Origin of the sequence: Pantoea sp. AS142 (assembly GCF_037152305.1) — a bacterium.
Lineage (GTDB): Bacteria > Pseudomonadota > Gammaproteobacteria > Enterobacterales > Enterobacteriaceae > Pantoea.
Genome location: NZ_JBBCMO010000004.1, coordinates 169,738 through 186,544, shown reverse-complemented (window position 1 = coordinate 186,544; position 16,807 = coordinate 169,738). Strand labels below are relative to the sequence as shown.

The window sequence follows — 16,807 nt, the reverse complement described above, 5'->3', positions numbered from 1 at the left end:
GAGCATTCCTCAAAGAGTCTATTTACGGTTCAACGGCGTTCGTGTTGCAGGTGTCCATGCACCGTAGTCATTGATGGTCTGAAAGGTCAGCGATGTGGCCTGGCTGAATTTCTCCGCCAGCGTGATTCTTGATTTAGGTGGCAACATCACAGGGCTAACCGTCTTACCGTCAACTTTGAGATTGATCGTGGTAATGAAATAGGATGTTGGGTTGCTCAGCACGATTTTTCCCGCACTGTATTCACCGGTAACTTTTTTCCATGCTTCGTTAGCGTTATTCGGAAGTGAAGCGGGACGGTAAAATACCTTAATACGATTCGCAGAGGCGAACTGCAGAGAGTTACCTGCACTATTTTTCGTTTGCTGTGGAATCGCTTTTACCGTTATCCAGTAGAGGGATTCACGATCCTGCGGCAGAGATTTACCATTAAAGATAATCTTTATCACGCTTTCGGTTGCCGGCTTTAAAACATAAAGTGGCGGCGTAATAACGAAATCCTGCGTGCGCTCACCGCTGGCCGTCTCCATCCAGGACTGAATCAAAAATGAATCCGTCGCATGGGTATTTCTCACCTGAAGGGTAGACTGTTTTAAATGAGCGGAGTAGATCATACGTGTTGCCCCTAACCCCACGCCACCAGCGTGGACCGCTGATGAACATAATATGGTAGCCAGACAAACCCAGCTTAAAGAACGCATTTTTTCTCCTGAACGTCTATTCATGCCCGGTCGTTAAACCGGGCATGACGATTACGAGTAGGTTACTGTGTAGGTGGCAACTGCACTGGCATCGCCCGCAGTTGCACTGCCAGTTGGTGAGTAGTATTTAGCGCTGAAGTTCAGCGTATTTGAGCCTTTACGCAATGGGATCGCTGTGGCGGCTTCACCCAGCTTCACGACGTTGCCCTGCTCGTCATAAAGACGAATGGCCACATTCTGTGCTGATGCTGAGCCGCCGTTCAGACCGGCTGCCAGGCTCCTGGCATCATTAGCATCTGGCGTACCTGAAAAGGTCACCGCGACAGTGGTTGCCGCAATAGGGTTTGCATCTGTAGACGCTGAGGTATCAGCAATTACGCAATCCTCAAAGGCGATAGAAAACGTTTTAGCCATGCTTGCTTCACTGCCTGCAGCGGCCAGCGTAGCAGTACGCACTTCCCCCATATCAACATTAATATTTGCGCTGTTGGCACTGATGGCGCAGGCAGATGTGACGACGCTTCCGTTAAAGTTGACAGAACCACCACTGGTAGTTGCCGCCAGAGCTGAACCCATCGGCAACAGAGCTGAAACACCTAATACCAGAAGGGCTCTTTTTTTAAATTTTAATTTCATGTAATCACCTTTATTGTGGATTTTGCTTTGTTATGTTTTGTATATAAAGACTGACAATAAATATAAAATCTTTTTTACTGTAAATATGCGAAAATATTACTGTTGAGGTATTTATATAGGGTTTCTTTTTTCTTTGTCTTTCTCTTAGGGTATTTTTACGTATGCGGGGTGATTTCCTCTTATTAATAATAAGGTGGAGATATTATAATTTATTTAAGTAAAAAATCACCTGTGGTTTTTATTATATAGCCAAAATTCTGATGAATAATTGTTCCATATTAAAAACGCATGTTAATGAAATATTTATTTTTTAATAAAAATAGCAAGGTTTATTAGTTAATTATTTTTTATCAGGCTGAATAATAATTTCAGCACCATTTGAGAGTGGGTTTTATTTGTGTTTCTGTCGCCATTAAAGAAGAAAAATGTTATGTATCCTGCCCGCAGAATATACATTTATAAAAATCAGGAAAGATGGTTTGCAATTTTGTTTAAAAATCATCCTGGAACGCCGGATAGACTAGAACTAGCCCTGACAAATTGAGATCAGCACAATTTCTGTAGGTGATAGCTAGCATATCGCCGCGTCTCTGCAGGGATAGCCGTGACTATAGACGATAAGTTCATTGAAGCGAGCAGAGGGTAATTGAGAGTCGGTTTAGACGTTGTCGCTGTATACCTGAGACTCAGGTCTGTCGGACAACAATGGAATGACGCACATAAACTGAGGAGGATGGCTAGAGACAGGGTAGAGGTAACGGATACTGGCGTTAACTATGACGCAAAAAACAGACCTCATCAGAGATCGGTTCATTTTGAATTCTGGTGCCTGAATCCAAAAATGCCGGGAGCATTTTTGCATTGCGTAGCTGCCCGCTGGGCGAGACACAGAATGTAGCGCGTGTATTGAACCTTTGATAACCGGTTCGCGCCACAAAAGCAAAAACCCGCCAGAGGCGGGTTCTTTAAATATGGTGCCCGAACCCGGAATCGAACCAGGGACACGGGGATTTTCAATCCCCTGCTCTACCGACTGAGCTATTCGGGCAACGGGGCGCATTAAACCGTAAAGGCCGCGGGTCGTCAACGGCTTTCACTAAAAAACCCCGGGAAACGTGACTGATTGCCTGATTTTCAGTCAAAGCGGGTAAAACCTCAGGCCAGTGCACCATTTTTACGGCACAGCGCGATACTGTAAACATCTTCCGCCAGCCGCTGGGCTGTGGCGACATCCTGCACATTGCGCTTTACCAGCAGCTTGCTGAGACAGCCTTCGAGAATCAGCTCCATTTGATCGGCCACCATGCTGGGGTTATCCAGCGCCTGCTCCACCAGAATATCGTGGGTGAACTGCCAGGAGCCGCGTTTCTGCTGCTCGGCCAGTTGATGGATGGGCTGATCGGGCTGCGGGTAGACGCTACAGGCGGCGATAAACAGGCAGCCCGGAAAGCGTCCTTTGCTGACCTGCTCACTCAATACTTCATAGCGTGCCATCAGCTTTTGGTCGGGCGACAGCGACTCATCCAGCAGGATCTGGCGTCGCCAGGTATCAATCTGCTGCCCGTGATAGCGCAGCGCATCGTAGAGCAGGGCGTCACGGTCGGGCCAGAATAGCTGAAGCTGTTCAAAGGTTAATTCGGAGCCCGCCAGGGTTTCCAATGAGAGGGTGGCGGCGAGGCCGTTCTGTTCAAGCACATTCAATGCATGCTCGAGTATCTGTTCACGCTGCAAGTGACTCTCCTCTGGTAAGCAGGCCCGGCTATTTCACCGGGCAATGACCTGACTCCAGTGTTGTTTACGGGGTAAGTTTCTGCAAATGCGCCTGAAAGTCGGCGGCATTGAGAAAGCCGGTGATGCGCGATCCGGCGATTTCGCGGCCCTGCGCATCAAAGAACAAAATCGTCGGTAAGCCCAGCACCTGAAGATGCTGCAACAGCGCGTTGTCGCTGGCGCTGTTGGCCGTGACGTTAGCCTGTAGCAGCTGTACCTGACTCAGGCTATCGCGCACGGCGCTATCACTAAAGGTATATTTTTCAAACTCTTTGCAGGCGACGCACCAGTCTGCGTAGAGATCGACCATAGTGATGCGGTCTCTGGCCTGCTGCAGCGCGCTATCAAGCTGCTGCGGCGTCTGGAGGGTATGGAACGGCAGCGGTGTCGCAGCATGCTGCGCTGCCGGGCCGGCAAAGGCCCAATCCTGCAACGGACGTGCGCTGATCAGCGCAGCGGCCAGCATGATAATCTGCACCACGCGCCACTTAGCGTTGCTGGCGCGCAGGCTGATGCTAAACGCCCAGCCAAAGAACGCTACGCCGAGCAGGCTCCAGAGGCGCAATCCCCACGCGTCGCCCAGTACCCGCTCCAGCAGGAACACCGGCAGCGCCAGGATGACAAAACCAAAGCCCTCTTTAACGGTTTGCATCCACGGGCCGCTTTTCGGCAACAGCCGGTTGCCAAACAATGTTACGGCGATCAGCGGTAATCCCATTCCAACCGCATAAAGCCACAGCGTCCCGGCACCGGCCCACAGATTCCCGCTCTGCGCGATGTAAAGCAGAATGGCGCTGAGCGGGGCGGTGGTGCAGGGCGAGCAGATCAAACCGGCCAGCGCCCCCATCAGGAAGACGCCGGGCAGCGATCCCCCCTGCTGACGATTGCTCCACAGGGTCAGGCGGGTTTGCAGGCTGGCGGGAAGTTGCAGCGTAAACAGGCCAAACATCGACAGTGCCAGCCCGATAAACAGTAGTGAGAGCGTGAACAGCACGTAGGGATGCTGCAACCCGGCCTGGAAGCGCAGACCCGCAGCCGCGACCACCAGTCCCAATAGCGTGTAAGTCAGCGCCATCCCCTGGACATAGACCATGGCCAGCGCAAACAGTCGGCCCAGCGAAAAGTGGCGCTGTCCGCCAAGGATAATGCCGGAGATCAGCGGATACATCGGCAGCACGCAGGGCGTAAACGCCACGCCGATACCGATCAGCAGCGCCCAGAGGGGGGAAAAGGGCAGCGGGCTGGCGGGAGCGGGCTGAGCACTGACCGGCGCGGGTGCGCTGCTGGCTGCCACCGCACTCACCGGGACACTGCGTGTCTCCGGCGGATAACAGAATCCGGCGGCGGCACAGCCCTGATAAGTGACGCTGAGCGTGGCGCCACTTGCCGCCTGTTGCAGCGTCACCGGCAACGTCAGCTCCTGCGAATAAATCTCACTTTTGCCAAAGAACTCATCTTCATGCGGCTGACCGGCGGGCAGCGTGAGAGGTGCCATCGTCGCGTTCTGCGGCGTGATGTGGATTTGCTGGCGATAGAGGTAATAACCCGATTTCACTTTCCAGTGCAGGTTGATCTGCGCGCCCTGCTGGTCGAAGTCAAAAGTAAACGCCTGATCGACCGGTACAAAGCGGCTGGTCGCCGGGTCAGAAAAGAGTGATGCGTGCGCCTGCAGGCAGATAAAAAGCGTCAGCAGGAGCGTAATTAAGCGAGAGATGCGTGCAGCCATGACAAGTATTCACTCTCTCCATGTTGAACCGGCAGTGCCAGCAATTCGGGTACGTCGTAAGGATGCGCGTCTTTAAGCAAATCACACAGCGCCTGTTGATGATCGCTGTCGCACTTCAGCAGCATCTGGACTTCGCTGCTCTGCTCTATTTTTCCCTGCCAGAGATACCAGGACGTAGCGCCCGGCAGCAGTGTGACGCAGGCCGCCAGTCTGGCTTCCAGCGTTAAGGCAGCAAGGTGTTGCGCCGTCGCCTGATCGGGCGCAGTGCAGAGGATCACGACACCATTCATCCTGGGGCTCCTGTTTAAAAGAGCGCCGATGATAGCACGCTCCATCAGTAACGCGATGACTGGGCTATAACAGCAATCCGCCAAACACGAAGCCAGAAAGCACCGACAGCGCAGTGGCGATCACCCCGGGAATGATAAAGGCGTGGTTAAACACAAACTTGCCAATCCGGGTTGAGCCGGTGTCATCCATCTCAACGGCGGCCAGCAGGGTCGGGTAGGTCGGCAGCACAAACAGCGCCGAAACCGCCGCGAATGAAGCGATGGCAGTAAGCGGGGTAACGCCCAGCAGCAGCGCAGCGGGCATCAGCGCTTTGGTGGTGGCGGCCTGGGAGTAGAGCAGCATTGAGGCGAAGAAGAGTATGAGTGCCAGCATCCACGGATAGGTTTTTAGCGTATCACCCGCCAGCATCTGAATATCTGCCAGGTGCGCTTTCACAAAGGTATCGCCCAGCCAGGCGACGCCCATCACGCAGATACAGGCGCTCATGCCGGATTTAAAGGTGCTGGCGCTGAGGATTTCACCGGTGTCGAGTTTGCAGGTCAGGCTGATCAGCGTGGCGATGGTCAGCATAAACACGACAATCGCTTCGTTGCGTGGCAGCGGTGGATTGACGATCAGACCGACGCTGGCGCTGGTCGCAGTGGCATAGAGCACCACGGCCACAATGCCAGTCAGAAAAAGCAGCACCGATTTTTTCGCGCCCGCTTTTGCCTGGTAGATGCTTGATCCCCGTAACGTGACTTCGCCTTTGGCGAGACGTGACTGATAGACCTCATCATCCTTGAGTTCCTTGCCCAGGAAGTTAGTCACCAGTGCCGCCAGGAAGAGGCCAACCATGGTAGAGGGAATGGCAATCGCCAGTAGCGTGATATAGCTGACGCCGCGCGGTTCAAGCAGTGTGGCAAAGAAGACCACTGCGGCTGAAATCGGTGACGCGGTAATCGCTATTTGCGAAGCCACCACCGCAATCGATAGCGGCCGGGAAGGGCGGACACCTTGCTCCTTCGCCACTTCCGCAATCACGGGCAGCGTCGAGAAAGCGGTATGGCCAGTACCGGCCAGCAGCGTCATCAGATAGGTCACCAGCGGGGCCAGCAGTGTGACGTGGCGCGGATGGCGGCGCAGCAGGCGTTCCGCCAGGCTCACGAGATAATCCATGCCGCCCGCCACCTGCATGGCGGCTATTGCGGCGATTACCGCCATGATGATTTCAATCACATCGAACGGGATAGCGCCGGGCGCTATGCCAAATCCCAGCGTCAGGATCAACACGCCCATCCCGCCTGCGAATCCGATACCAATGCCGCCAAGACGCGCGCCCAACCAGATCGCCATCAAGACGATAAGCAGCTCAACCACAAACATGAATTACTCCTGAAAATTAAATCGGCAATACCTGGGGGGCTGTTTAACAAAAAAAAAGGCACACCGTGTTGATCGCGGTGTGCCTTTGGTTAACCAGCGTCGGTTAAACCTTACTGTTCGTTTTCATCGGTATAACGTTTCGCTTTATAGACCGGGTACATCAGGTTCTGCACCGAGAAGATATCGTCCAGCTCACTTTCCGTCAGCAGGCCGCGCTCCAGCACAACCTCGCGCACGCTTTTACCGGTTTCCGCGCAGATTTTGCCGACGATGTCACCGTTGTGGTGGCCGATGTAAGGGTTGAGGTAAGTCACGATACCAATCGAGTTGAAGACGTAGGCTTCGCACACCGCACGGTTGGCGGTAATGCCGTTGATGCACTTCTCCAGCAGGTTGTAGCAGGCGTTAGTCAGGATGCCGATCGACTCAAACAGCGCCTGGCCAATCACCGGCTCCATCACGTTAAGCTGCAGTTGGCCCGCTTCAGAGGCCATCGTCACGGTGATGTCGTTGCCAATCACTTTAAAGCAGACCTGATTGACCACTTCTGGCACCACCGGATTTACCTTGGCGGGCATGATGGAGGATCCCGCCTGCAGCTCTGGCAGGTTGATTTCATTCAGTCCCGCGCGCGGACCCGATGAGAGCAGGCGCAGGTCATTACAGATTTTAGAGAGCTTCACCGCCAGACGTTTCAGCGATGAATGGACCATCACATAGGCGCCGCAGTCAGAGGTCGCTTCAATCAGATCTTCCGCCGGCACCACGGGCAGGTTACTGACTTCAGCCAGACGCTGTACCGCCAGATGCTGATAGCCTTCCGGCGTATTGAGGCGGGTACCGATGGCGGTTGCGCCCAGGTTCACTTCCAGCAGCAGTTCAGCGGTGCGCAATATGCTTTTGGTCTCTTCGTTCAGCAACACGCTGAAGGCGTGAAACTCCTGGCCGAGGGTCATCGGCACGGCATCCTGCAACTGAGTACGGCCCATTTTCAGGATGGTCTGGAATTCATCTGCTTTGTGCTGGAAGCCTTCGGCCAGCTGGCTGATGCCATCAAGCAGTTTCAGGAGTGAGCTGTAGACCGCGATGCGGAAACCGGTTGGGTAGGCGTCGTTGGTGGACTGGCATTTGTTCACATGATCGTTGGGGTTGAGATACTGATATTCCCCTTTCTGATGGCCCATTAGCTCCAGGCCGATGTTCGCCAGCACCTCATTGGTGTTCATGTTGACCGAGGTCCCGGCACCGCCCTGATAGACATCTACGGGGAACTGGTCCATACAGCGGCCATTATTCAGTACTTCGTCGCAGGCCTTAATGATGGTATCGGCAATATTGCGCGGGATGGTCTGCAGCTCTTTATTGGCCATCGCCGCCGCTTTTTTAACCATCACCATGCCGCGGACAAATTCAGGTATGTCACTGATTTTACTGTTACTAATATAGAAATTTTCAATCGCACGCAGAGTATGAACGCCATAATAGGCATCCGCCGGAACTTCGCGCATACCTAACAGGTCTTCTTCGATACGAATGTTGTTCGCCATGATAACCTTCTTGTTTTTGCCGCTAACCATCACAAGGATGTGTTTATTTTGTCGTGGTGTACCCGTGCCGACATATTATCCGTCTTCATAGGGGCGTGTGCGATCATATTCTGATGCATAAGAAAAGCACGCATGCAGATGACTTAATGCTGCAGTCTGGTCAACGATATGTGAAGTTGGTTACAAAATTAACCCCGCAGGATAAATTTGACAGGATCGGTTGAAAATGGCGGCGCGGGTGCCCATCTCTTTTCTTATCATCCTCAGGATGAACGCTTTCTGCTGACCGGCACGCTGCCGTTCAGCCCTTACTTACAGGAGAGTACGGTGCGCTGGATACCGTTATTAGTCTTTTTCGTTCTGGCCTGGATTGAGATTTCACTCTTTATTCAGGTCGCACACGTCATGGGCGTGCTGCTTACCATGCTGCTGGTGGTCTTTACCTCGTGCATTGGGGTCTCGCTGGTCAAAAATCAGGGCATGAAAAACTTTATGCTGATGCAGGAGAAGCTGGCGCGTAACGAAAGCCCGGCCAATGAGATGATCAAAAGTGTGTCGCTGATCATCGCCGGTTTCCTGCTGCTGCTGCCCGGTTTCTTCACTGATCTGCTGGGCTTGTTGTTGCTGCTGCCGCCGGTACAGAAGCATCTGACGCTGAAGCTGATGCCTCATCTGCGCGTCTGGCGTGGGCCTGGAGCCGGACCGGACAGCGGCTACACCATGGATGGGGAGTTTGAGCGTAAAAACAGCGATCGCCTTGAGCACCATGACGATCACAAGGATCGTTAACCGCATTCTCAGCCTCTGAAAGCGCAGCCTTCGGGTTGCGTTTTTTATTTGCCCCGTCATCTGTTTAAAAAGTCACCACTTATTCCGTTAGGGTAAAAAATTTGTTGTCCGCCCCCTTGAAAGCGGAAGGAAGCGGCCCTATCTCTCTGGTCACGAGGCCGGAAGCCATGCAGCCCGGTGTTCAACCCCAAAACTGAATGATTGGACTTCTCAAAGGAGAGCTATCAAATGAAAATTCGTCCATTGCACGATCGCGTCATCGTCAAGCGTAAAGAAGTTGAAGCTAAATCAGCTGGCGGCATCGTGCTGACCGGTTCTGCAGCCGGTAAATCCACACGCGGTGAAGTACTGGCTGTTGGCAATGGCCGCATCCTTGAGAGTGGCGATGTTAAGCCGCTGGACGTGAAGGTTGGCGACGTTGTGATCTTCAATGAAGGTTACGGCGCTAAAACCGAGAAAATCGACAACGAAGAGGTGCTGATCATCTCTGAGAGCGACATTCTGGCGGTTGTTGAAGCGTAATTTTTTCGCGTAATTCACTGAACGAAACGAATTTAAGGGATATTTAAAATGGCAGCTAAAGACGTAAAATTCGGTAATGACGCACGCGTAAAAATGCTGCGTGGCGTGAACGTACTGGCAGATGCAGTAAAAGTTACCCTGGGCCCGAAAGGCCGTAACGTGGTTCTGGATAAATCTTTTGGTGCACCGACCATCACTAAAGATGGTGTTTCTGTCGCACGTGAAATCGAGCTGGAAGACAAGTTCGAAAACATGGGCGCGCAGATGGTGAAAGAAGTGGCCTCTAAAGCGAACGACGCGGCGGGCGACGGTACCACCACTGCCACTGTTCTGGCACAGTCTATCATCACCGAAGGCCTGAAAGCAGTCGCAGCGGGTATGAACCCGATGGATCTGAAGCGCGGTATCGACCAGGCAGTGATCGCTGCGGTTGAGAAACTGAAAGCGCTGTCTGTGCCTTGCTCAGACTCTAAAGCGATTGCGCAGGTGGGGACCATCTCTGCTAACTCCGATGAAACCGTGGGCCAGTTGATTGCTCAGGCGATGGAGAAAGTGGGTAAAGAAGGCGTAATCACCGTTGAAGAAGGCACTGGCCTGCAGGACGAGCTGGACGTGGTAGAAGGTATGCAGTTTGATCGCGGCTACCTGTCACCTTACTTCATCAATAAGCCAGAAACCGGTGCGATTGAACTGGAATCTCCGTTCATCCTGCTGGCTGACAAGAAAATCTCTAACATCCGTGAAATGTTGCCAGTGCTGGAAGCCGTTGCGAAAGCGGGCAAACCACTGCTGATCATCGCGGAAGATGTTGAAGGTGAAGCGCTGGCAACACTGGTGGTGAACACCATGCGCGGCATCGTGAAAGTGGCTGCGGTCAAAGCACCAGGCTTTGGTGACCGTCGTAAAGCCATGCTGCAGGATATCGCTATCCTGACCGGTGGTACCGTGATCTCTGAAGAGATCGGTATGGAACTGGAGAAAGCCGCTCTGGAAGATCTGGGCCAGGCAAAACGCGTTGTGATCAACAAAGACACTACTACCATCATCGACGGTGTGGGTGAAGAGGCGACAATTCAGGGGCGTGTAACCCAGATTCGTCAGCAGATCGAAGAAGCAACCTCTGACTACGACAAAGAAAAACTGCAGGAACGCGTAGCGAAACTGGCAGGCGGCGTAGCCGTTCTGAAAGTGGGCGCAGCAACTGAAGTTGAAATGAAAGAGAAAAAAGCCCGCGTTGAAGATGCGCTGCACGCAACCCGTGCTGCTGTAGAAGAAGGTGTGGTTGCGGGTGGTGGTGTTGCGCTGGTTCGCGTTGCAGCACAGCTGGCTGATCTGCGTGGTCAGAACGAAGATCAGAACGTCGGTATCAAAGTTGCGCTGCGCGCGATGGAATCTCCACTGCGTCAGATCGTTTCTAACGCCGGTGAAGAGCCATCTGTTGTCGCTAACAATGTGAAAGCGGGCGACGGTAACTACGGTTACAACGCGCAGACGGAAGAGTACGGCAACATGATCGACTTCGGTATCCTGGACCCAACTAAAGTGACCCGTTCTGCTCTGCAGTACGCGGCATCTGTTGCGGGTCTGATGATCACGACCGAATGTATGGTCACTGACCTGCCAAAAGGTGACGCACCTGATTTAGGCGGCGGCGCTGGCGGTATGGGTGGCATGGGCGGTATGGGCGGCATGATGTAATTGCCGTTGACTGCTTAAGTCATCTCAGAACCCCCGATCGGAAACGGTCGGGGGTTTTTCTTTTGGGCAGGAAAATAGTATAAGTAGTGGCGCAATCGTTCGTCTTTCCTCTTGATATCTCCCGCTGTCTGCATGCTGCTGCCTCGCCGGAATGACTTACTAACATAAGTTCATCGGAATGAGCCAATCTGCCAGCCTGAACACTGCATGGAATATTGAGCTGATATAACGGGATCAAGGCAATGAATGTTCAGAAAAAAGAGATCTTTTTCTGCTACGCTGCCACCCGACTCTGATGATAATAAATGGGGATTACAATGCGGATTAACCTCTTGCTCGGACTGACGGCTGGCGCGTTATTGCTGGCGGGCTGCAGCAGCTCTACGCAACTCTCTTCAGCAGGACAGCGCGTGACGTTTACCGATCAGCAGCCTGGCAATACCTGTCAGCTTCTGGGCAATATCACCGGCTCACAGAGCAACTGGCTGAGCGGTGCAGGCGGCGAAACCAGCGCACTGCGTGGCGCAGCAAATGACCTGCGCAATCGCGCAGCGGAGATGGGCGGCAACGTGATTTACGGTGCGACCAGCCCAACGCAGAATCTGTTGTCCGCGTTCGCGCCACTCGATAGCAAAATGAGCGGCCAGGTCTATAAGTGTCCATAATGTGAATCAGGCAGTCTGCTATATTGAACCGGCCAGCCTTTTGCTGGCCGTTTTTATTCCTGACGTAACTGTAAATCTAACGGTGTTTTACTGGGCTCCCCGCCAATTTCACGCGCCAGCCTTGGCACCATATAGCCGGAGACCTGTGCCAGTAATGCGCGCATCAACTGTCGTGCCTCATCATCTGACACAAAGAAATGCGCTGCGCCCTGTACCTTATCCAGCACGTGCAGATAGTAGGGCAGAATGCCGGCATCAAACAACGCGTTGCTCAGGATGGCCAGTGTCTGCGCATTATCGTTGATGCCACGCAGCAGCACGCTCTGATTCAGCAGGGTGACACCAGCACGCTTCAGGCTGTTCATCGCCTCACGCAACGCATCATCAATCTCCTGCGCATGGTTGATGTGCGTCACCATTACCACCTGCAGACGCGTTTCGGTTAGCATCTGACAGAGTTGATCGGTAATGCGCGCCGGTATCACCACCGGTAAACGACTATGGATGCGCAGACGTTTCAGATGCGGGATATGTTCCAGCGCGGCGATCAGCCAGGCGAGCTCATGATCTTTCGCCATCAAGGGATCGCCGCCGGAAAAAATGATTTCATCCAGTTCGGGATGAGCGGCGATATAATCCAGAGCAGCCTGCCAGCTACGTTTATTACCGGGATTATCCTGATAGGGGAAATGACGACGGAAGCAGTAGCGACAGTTGACGGCGCAGCCGCCTTTTACCAGCAATAAAGCCCGGTTTCGGTATTTATGCAGCAATCCTGGCACAACGTTACTTTGTTCATCGAGCGGATCGGTGCTATAACCTGGCGCATCGATGAATTCCTGGCGGCGGGTCAGTACCTGAAGCAGCAGCGGGTCGTGCGCATCGCCTTTCTTCATCCGGCGGATGAACGCATGCGGTACACGTAAGGCGAAAAGACGCCGCGCACCCGCACCTTCGGCCAGCTCATTGTGCTGATCAAGGGCTAAAATTCGCAATAATTCATCAGGTTCAGTGACAGCATCCGCAAGTTGCTGCAACCAATCTTCTCTGGAAGGTGTTTTTAGGGTTACAATGTGTGCCATTTTTTGGCTTAGTACCAGTGTCAATTTTCGTAGAGGGCCTTCATGGCGACTTATTCTAGCAACGATTTCCGTCCCGGTCTTAAAATCATGTTCGAAGGCGAGCCGTATGCCATCGAATCCAGTGAGTTCGTTAAACCGGGTAAAGGTCAGGCATTCGCACGCGTTAAAATGCGTCGCCTGCTGACAGGTTCTCGCGTTGAGAAAACTTTTAAATCTACCGACTCCGCCGAAGGCGCAGACGTAGTAGATACCAACCTGAACTACCTGTACAACGACGGTGAGTTCTACCACTTCATGCACCCGGAAAGCTTTGAGCAGTTCCAGGTTGAAGAGAAGACGGTAAGCGATGCGGCGAAATGGCTGCAGGATAACGCTGAATGTATCGTTACGCTGTGGAACGGTCGTCCAATCGCCGTTCAGCCACCGAACTTTATCGAAGCGGAAGTTATCGAAACCGATCCAGGCCTGAAAGGTGACACCGCAGGTACGGGCGGCAAGCCAGCCAAACTCTCTACCGGTGCCGTGGTGAAAGTGCCATTGTTCGTGCAAGAGGGCGAAGTGGTGAAAGTCGACACCCGCTCTGGCGAATACGTGTCACGCGTGAAATAAGTCTCACAGGCGCATCTTCTGGTGCGCCTTTTTCTTGTCCGAGAGAAAAAAATGATCAAGCTGGCAAAATTAATCGCGTTCGCGTTGCTGGTCTCCTCTGCGTTAAGCGCCTGCAACACATTCCACGGTTTTGGCGAAGATGTCTCTCACTTAGGTGGTGCCATTTCGCGTGCGGCAAAGTGACCTTAACTGATTGTCCTTTTTAGAGTCCCGCCAGCAGCAACCGCCGGAAATCCGGCTATGCTTAAAGCGCTGTACTTTACATCCATCAAAAAGGACATTGTTATGTTAAAGAAAAGTATTGCCACAATCTTCTCTGTACTGGTGCTCTCTTCTCTGCTGACGGCGTGTAATACAACGCGTGGCGTAGGTGAAGATGTCGAAGCGGGTGGCCAGGCGATTCAGAACAGCACGAAGTAACCTGTTATTCCAACCGGTACGAAATGCTTTTCGTACCGGCTTGTCAGATTCTGCACTATTGCTGTTTTACCCAGATTAACTCTTCAACCGGGAAGCCATCCCGACGCGCCTGTTCAACCAATTTCTCTTTTACGCCCGGCTCCAGTTGTGGTGTTCGTGACAGTATCCAGAGATAGTGGCGATTTGGGCCGCACACCATCGCATAGCGATAGTCGGGATCCAGCGCGATAACGTTATAGCCGCCGTAGAAGGGGCCGAAAAAAGAGACTTTCAGAGACGCACGTTGTGGTTCACCGGTGAAATAGGCTTTACCGATGCTCTCCTGCCAGCGTTGTTTTTTAACGTTATAACCGCGATTGATTACTTTCAGACCGCCATCTTCACGCGGGCTGTAGTTTGCCGTTACCTGGTCAAGGCCGCGCTCAAAAGGGTGGTTAAGGCGGGCAATCTCATACCACTGACCGAGATAGCGCTGACTGTCAAAGTTATCAACAACTATCACGTTCTTTGGCGGCGTGGTGCTGCACGCAACAGAGAGAAAAGCACTCAGGCTGGCAACAACGGTTTTCCATGGAGACATAGTGGGATTCCTTTGTGATTTAACCCCTTAAGTATAGAAGCCGGAACGCTGTTTTTGACAACACGCGCACGAGATTGTTTGCCGCAGGCATTACAGGTAGACTTCCCCCCCTAATTTGCATCAGGAGTCATCACCATGAGCGAAACGGCAAGCTGGCAACCAAGCGCATCCATCGCCAATTTGTTGAAACGCGCCGCTATTTTAGCAGAAGTGCGTCGTTTCTTTGCCGATCGCGGCGTGCTGGAAGTCGATACGCCGGCGATGAGCCAGGCGACCATTACCGATATCCATCTGGTGCCATTCCAGACGCGTTTTGTCGGGCCTGGCGCTGCCCATGGGCGCGATCTCTGGCTAATGACCAGCCCGGAATATCATATGAAACGTCTGCTGGCGGCGGGCAGTGGCCCGATCTACCAGATGGCGCGCAGCTTCCGCAATGAAGAGGCGGGACGTCACCACAACCCGGAATTCACCATGCTGGAGTGGTATCGGCCGCATTACGATATGTACCGTCTGATGAATGAAGTCGACGATTTGATGCAGCAGGTGCTGGAGTGTGACAGCGCAGAGTCGCTCTCCTATCAGCAGGCGTTTATCCGGCATCTGGGGCTTGATCCCCTGTCAGCGGATAAAGCGCAGTTGCGTGAAGCGGCAGAAAAGTTGGGTGAAGGCGAGCTGGCGCGTACAGAAGAGGATCGCGATACCTTACTGATGCTGCTGTTTATGCTGGGCGTGGAACCGAAGATTGGTCAGGATAAGCCCTGCTTCGTTTATCATTTTCCGGCCAGCCAGGCAGCACTGGCGGAGATCAGTACTGAAGACCACCGTGTGGCCGAACGTTTTGAGGTCTATTACAAGGGCATTGAGCTGGCGAATGGTTTTCGTGAACTGACCGACAGCCGTGAGCAGCGTCAGCGCTTTGAGCAGGATAACCGTCGCCGCGCAGCGCGCGGCCTGCCTGTGCATCCTATTGATACTTATCTGCTGGATGCGCTGGCGCATGGCATGCCAGCAAGTTCCGGAGTCGCACTGGGTATTGATCGCCTGATTATGCTGGCGTTGAAAGCGGAGTCATTGAGCGACGTGATCGCATTTCCGGTTGATCGCTGCTAGACGTCCGGGTGAAAAGGGCAGGGATGGCCCATCTGATTGCAAAGGAAACTTTTATCTCTGTAGGTCTGCCTCACCATCCTGGTTCGGACACTTTGCTCTTCGAGATGGGTCACCCCTGTCCGTCAGGCTAAATCATTGCTATTAGCCTCAGGTCCCGGCAATCAATTGCTATTATCAGGAAACTCCTGAATGGTCACTGGCAGTGTCAGTTTCTGATCGTTACGCAGCACCTGCACATCAATCACTGAACCCGGACGAATTTCTGCCACCTGATCCATGGTCTCCTGCGCAGAGATGGCAGGCTTGCCATTCACGCTGAGCAGCACATCGTTGGCCTGAATACCGGCTTTATCCGCTGGTCCATCTGGCGTGACCACGCTGACAATAATGCCCTGAACCCGATCCAGATTGCTGCCCTGTCCATGCAGCGGCGGCAACTCACGCCCGGTAATGCCGATATAGCCGCGAATTACCCGACCATCACGAATCAGCTTATCCATGATTTTCGAGGCTAAGACGGTTGGAATAGCGAAACCAATCCCTTCCGGGGTTTCACCATCATTGCTCTTATCAAAGGTCAGGGTGTTAATGCCCATCAGCTCGCCAAGCGAGTTAATCAGCGCGCCGCCGGAATTACCCTGATTGATTGATGCATCAGTCTGCAGGAAGTTCTGTCGGCCTGATGAACTCAGGCCAACCCGGCCCGTGGCGCTGATGATGCCCTGCGTGACCGTCTGACCGAGGTTATACGGGTTGCCGATCGCCATCACCACATCCCCGATATGCGCCTGTCGGTTTGGATTGATTGGGATAACGGGCAGGCCGGAGGCAGTGATCTTCAGCACTGCCAGATCGGTCATTCCATCGGAACCCACCAGCGTCGCTTCAAAGAAGCGGCCATCCTGTAGCGCCACGATAATCTGATCGGCATTGTTGATCACATGCTTGTTGGTAAGGATGTAGCCTTTTGCATTCATGATCACCCCTGAACCTAGGGTCGTGATGCCACGATTGTTGTTGCCGTGGGCGCTACGATTGTAAACATTGACAACGGCAGGCACGGCGCGGCGCACCCCTTGATTGAAGCTAAAGGGCGTTTCGTCGGTGATATTTTCGTGGTTATAGAGGGCGTTGCTGCCCATACGCAGTGCAGGCAGTGCTGCGAGCAAAATACCCGCCACAATCAGGCCCAGCACCACGGCACGCAAAAGTTTAATAAACATGGTGTTAAATCACGCCAGGGGAGATCGCAGGGGAGAATAGCATGAGAGCGGCGGACACACACGCGCTTGTGT

At 53.2% G+C, this 16,807-nt stretch carries 18 protein-coding genes and 1 tRNA gene; 8 read left to right on the top strand and 11 right to left on the bottom strand.

What is annotated here, in order from left to right:
• Positions 1 to 18 precede the first annotated feature (18 nt).
• From WFO64_RS10315 to aspA, 8 genes are all read right to left on the bottom strand, one after another.
• Positions 19 to 699, bottom strand: a complete 681-nt coding sequence (locus WFO64_RS10315; protein ID WP_337011320.1) for a fimbrial biogenesis chaperone — start codon at positions 697 to 699, stop codon at positions 19 to 21.
• Between the two features lie 51 nt (positions 700 to 750).
• A complete protein-coding gene (locus WFO64_RS10310; RefSeq protein WP_337011318.1) occupies positions 751 to 1,335 on the bottom strand; it encodes a fimbrial protein in 585 nt (194 codons plus the stop codon).
• A 972-nt stretch (positions 1,336 to 2,307) separates the two neighbouring features.
• Positions 2,308 to 2,383: transfer RNA gene (locus WFO64_RS10305), tRNA-Phe, on the bottom strand.
• A 107-nt stretch (positions 2,384 to 2,490) separates the two neighbouring features.
• Positions 2,491 to 3,066, bottom strand: coding sequence for a division control transcriptional repressor DicD (gene dicD / locus WFO64_RS10300; protein WP_337011316.1), 576 nt, complete (start codon positions 3,064 to 3,066; stop codon positions 2,491 to 2,493).
• A gap of 64 nt (positions 3,067 to 3,130) precedes the next feature.
• A complete protein-coding gene (locus WFO64_RS10295) occupies positions 3,131 to 4,831 on the bottom strand; it encodes a protein-disulfide reductase DsbD (RefSeq protein ID WP_337011314.1) in 1,701 nt (566 codons plus the stop codon).
• Positions 4,807 to 5,121: a divalent cation tolerance protein CutA gene (gene cutA / locus WFO64_RS10290; RefSeq protein WP_337011312.1), complete on the bottom strand. Its 315-nt coding sequence runs from the start codon at positions 5,119 to 5,121 to the stop codon at positions 4,807 to 4,809. The genes WFO64_RS10295 and cutA overlap by 25 nt, the downstream gene beginning before the upstream one ends.
• 64 nt (positions 5,122 to 5,185) lie before the next feature.
• Entirely contained in the window at positions 5,186 to 6,487 is a 1,302-nt protein-coding gene (locus WFO64_RS10285) for an anaerobic C4-dicarboxylate transporter (protein ID WP_337011310.1), read from the bottom strand.
• A gap of 110 nt (positions 6,488 to 6,597) precedes the next feature.
• Positions 6,598 to 8,034, bottom strand: a complete 1,437-nt coding sequence (gene aspA / locus WFO64_RS10280) for an aspartate ammonia-lyase (RefSeq protein ID WP_337011308.1) — start codon at positions 8,032 to 8,034, stop codon at positions 6,598 to 6,600.
• A gap of 327 nt (positions 8,035 to 8,361) precedes the next feature.
• Between aspA and WFO64_RS10275 the strand changes: the two genes are divergently transcribed.
• The 4 genes from WFO64_RS10275 to WFO64_RS10260 all read left to right on the top strand — a co-directional run bounded on the left by WFO64_RS10275 (position 8,362) and on the right by WFO64_RS10260 (position 11,708).
• On the top strand, positions 8,362 to 8,823 hold the full coding sequence (locus WFO64_RS10275; RefSeq protein ID WP_337011527.1) for an FxsA family protein: 462 nt from the start codon (positions 8,362 to 8,364) through the stop codon (positions 8,821 to 8,823).
• A 228-nt stretch (positions 8,824 to 9,051) separates the two neighbouring features.
• Positions 9,052 to 9,345 (top strand): co-chaperone GroES, encoded by a 294-nt coding sequence (locus WFO64_RS10270; RefSeq protein ID WP_003848316.1) that lies wholly within the window; start codon positions 9,052 to 9,054, stop codon positions 9,343 to 9,345.
• 48 nt (positions 9,346 to 9,393) lie between these two features.
• Positions 9,394 to 11,043 carry a chaperonin GroEL gene (gene groL, locus WFO64_RS10265; RefSeq protein WP_003848314.1) on the top strand — a complete coding sequence of 550 codons (1,650 nt, stop codon included), beginning with the start codon at positions 9,394 to 9,396 and terminating at the stop codon, positions 11,041 to 11,043.
• A gap of 317 nt (positions 11,044 to 11,360) precedes the next feature.
• Positions 11,361 to 11,708, top strand: coding sequence for a DUF4156 domain-containing protein (locus WFO64_RS10260; protein ID WP_136198023.1), 348 nt, complete (start codon positions 11,361 to 11,363; stop codon positions 11,706 to 11,708).
• A 53-nt stretch (positions 11,709 to 11,761) separates the two neighbouring features.
• On the opposite strand, the gene epmB is transcribed toward WFO64_RS10260, so the two are convergent.
• On the bottom strand, positions 11,762 to 12,790 hold the full coding sequence (epmB, locus tag WFO64_RS10255; protein WP_337011302.1) for an EF-P beta-lysylation protein EpmB: 1,029 nt from the start codon (positions 12,788 to 12,790) through the stop codon (positions 11,762 to 11,764).
• Between the two features lie 42 nt (positions 12,791 to 12,832).
• Here epmB and efp point away from each other — a divergent pair, with 42 nt between their 5' ends.
• The 3 genes from efp to WFO64_RS10240 all read left to right on the top strand — a co-directional run bounded on the left by efp (position 12,833) and on the right by WFO64_RS10240 (position 13,819).
• A complete protein-coding gene (efp, locus tag WFO64_RS10250; RefSeq protein ID WP_010251979.1) occupies positions 12,833 to 13,399 on the top strand; it encodes an elongation factor P in 567 nt (188 codons plus the stop codon).
• A 51-nt stretch (positions 13,400 to 13,450) separates the two neighbouring features.
• Positions 13,451 to 13,582 carry an entericidin A/B family lipoprotein gene (locus tag WFO64_RS10245; protein WP_003848306.1) on the top strand — a complete coding sequence of 44 codons (132 nt, stop codon included), beginning with the start codon at positions 13,451 to 13,453 and terminating at the stop codon, positions 13,580 to 13,582.
• Between the two features lie 102 nt (positions 13,583 to 13,684).
• Positions 13,685 to 13,819, top strand: a complete 135-nt coding sequence (locus WFO64_RS10240; protein WP_337011300.1) for an entericidin A/B family lipoprotein — start codon at positions 13,685 to 13,687, stop codon at positions 13,817 to 13,819.
• A gap of 55 nt (positions 13,820 to 13,874) precedes the next feature.
• Here the strand turns inward: WFO64_RS10240 and WFO64_RS10235 are convergent, their stop codons facing one another.
• Positions 13,875 to 14,399 carry a lipocalin family protein gene (locus WFO64_RS10235; protein WP_337011298.1) on the bottom strand — a complete coding sequence of 175 codons (525 nt, stop codon included), beginning with the start codon at positions 14,397 to 14,399 and terminating at the stop codon, positions 13,875 to 13,877.
• Between the two features lie 135 nt (positions 14,400 to 14,534).
• On the opposite strand from WFO64_RS10235, the gene epmA reads away from it, so the two are divergent.
• Positions 14,535 to 15,512 (top strand): elongation factor P--(R)-beta-lysine ligase, encoded by a 978-nt coding sequence (epmA, locus tag WFO64_RS10230; RefSeq protein WP_337011296.1) that lies wholly within the window; start codon positions 14,535 to 14,537, stop codon positions 15,510 to 15,512.
• A 161-nt stretch (positions 15,513 to 15,673) separates the two neighbouring features.
• Here epmA and degS read toward each other — a convergent pair whose 3' ends face one another.
• A complete protein-coding gene (degS, locus tag WFO64_RS10225; RefSeq protein ID WP_337011294.1) occupies positions 15,674 to 16,735 on the bottom strand; it encodes an outer membrane-stress sensor serine endopeptidase DegS in 1,062 nt (353 codons plus the stop codon).
• Positions 16,736 to 16,807 lie beyond the last annotated feature (72 nt).

What these genes read in the sequence shown, in the direction of transcription:
- aspA (WP_337011308.1), bottom strand. Translation starts at nt 8,034, where the DNA reads ATGGCGAACAACATTCGTATCGAAGAAGACCTGTTAGGTATGCGCGAA.
- epmA (WP_337011296.1), top strand. Translation starts at nt 14,535, where the DNA reads ATGAGCGAAACGGCAAGCTGGCAACCAAGCGCATCCATCGCCAATTTG.
- cutA (WP_337011312.1), bottom strand. Translation starts at nt 5,121, where the DNA reads ATGAATGGTGTCGTGATCCTCTGCACTGCGCCCGATCAGGCGACGGCG.
- WFO64_RS10270 (WP_003848316.1), top strand. Translation starts at nt 9,052, where the DNA reads ATGAAAATTCGTCCATTGCACGATCGCGTCATCGTCAAGCGTAAAGAA.
- epmB (WP_337011302.1), bottom strand. Translation starts at nt 12,790, where the DNA reads ATGGCACACATTGTAACCCTAAAAACACCTTCCAGAGAAGATTGGTTG.
- efp (WP_010251979.1), top strand. Translation starts at nt 12,833, where the DNA reads ATGGCGACTTATTCTAGCAACGATTTCCGTCCCGGTCTTAAAATCATG.
- WFO64_RS10295 (WP_337011314.1), bottom strand. Translation starts at nt 4,831, where the DNA reads ATGGCTGCACGCATCTCTCGCTTAATTACGCTCCTGCTGACGCTTTTT.
- WFO64_RS10310 (WP_337011318.1), bottom strand. Translation starts at nt 1,335, where the DNA reads ATGAAATTAAAATTTAAAAAAAGAGCCCTTCTGGTATTAGGTGTTTCA.
- groL (WP_003848314.1), top strand. Translation starts at nt 9,394, where the DNA reads ATGGCAGCTAAAGACGTAAAATTCGGTAATGACGCACGCGTAAAAATG.
- WFO64_RS10245 (WP_003848306.1), top strand. Translation starts at nt 13,451, where the DNA reads ATGATCAAGCTGGCAAAATTAATCGCGTTCGCGTTGCTGGTCTCCTCT.
- WFO64_RS10235 (WP_337011298.1), bottom strand. Translation starts at nt 14,399, where the DNA reads ATGTCTCCATGGAAAACCGTTGTTGCCAGCCTGAGTGCTTTTCTCTCT.
- WFO64_RS10315 (WP_337011320.1), bottom strand. Translation starts at nt 699, where the DNA reads ATGCGTTCTTTAAGCTGGGTTTGTCTGGCTACCATATTATGTTCATCA.
- WFO64_RS10240 (WP_337011300.1), top strand. Translation starts at nt 13,685, where the DNA reads ATGTTAAAGAAAAGTATTGCCACAATCTTCTCTGTACTGGTGCTCTCT.
- WFO64_RS10260 (WP_136198023.1), top strand. Translation starts at nt 11,361, where the DNA reads ATGCGGATTAACCTCTTGCTCGGACTGACGGCTGGCGCGTTATTGCTG.
- WFO64_RS10285 (WP_337011310.1), bottom strand. Translation starts at nt 6,487, where the DNA reads ATGTTTGTGGTTGAGCTGCTTATCGTCTTGATGGCGATCTGGTTGGGC.
- degS (WP_337011294.1), bottom strand. Translation starts at nt 16,735, where the DNA reads ATGTTTATTAAACTTTTGCGTGCCGTGGTGCTGGGCCTGATTGTGGCG.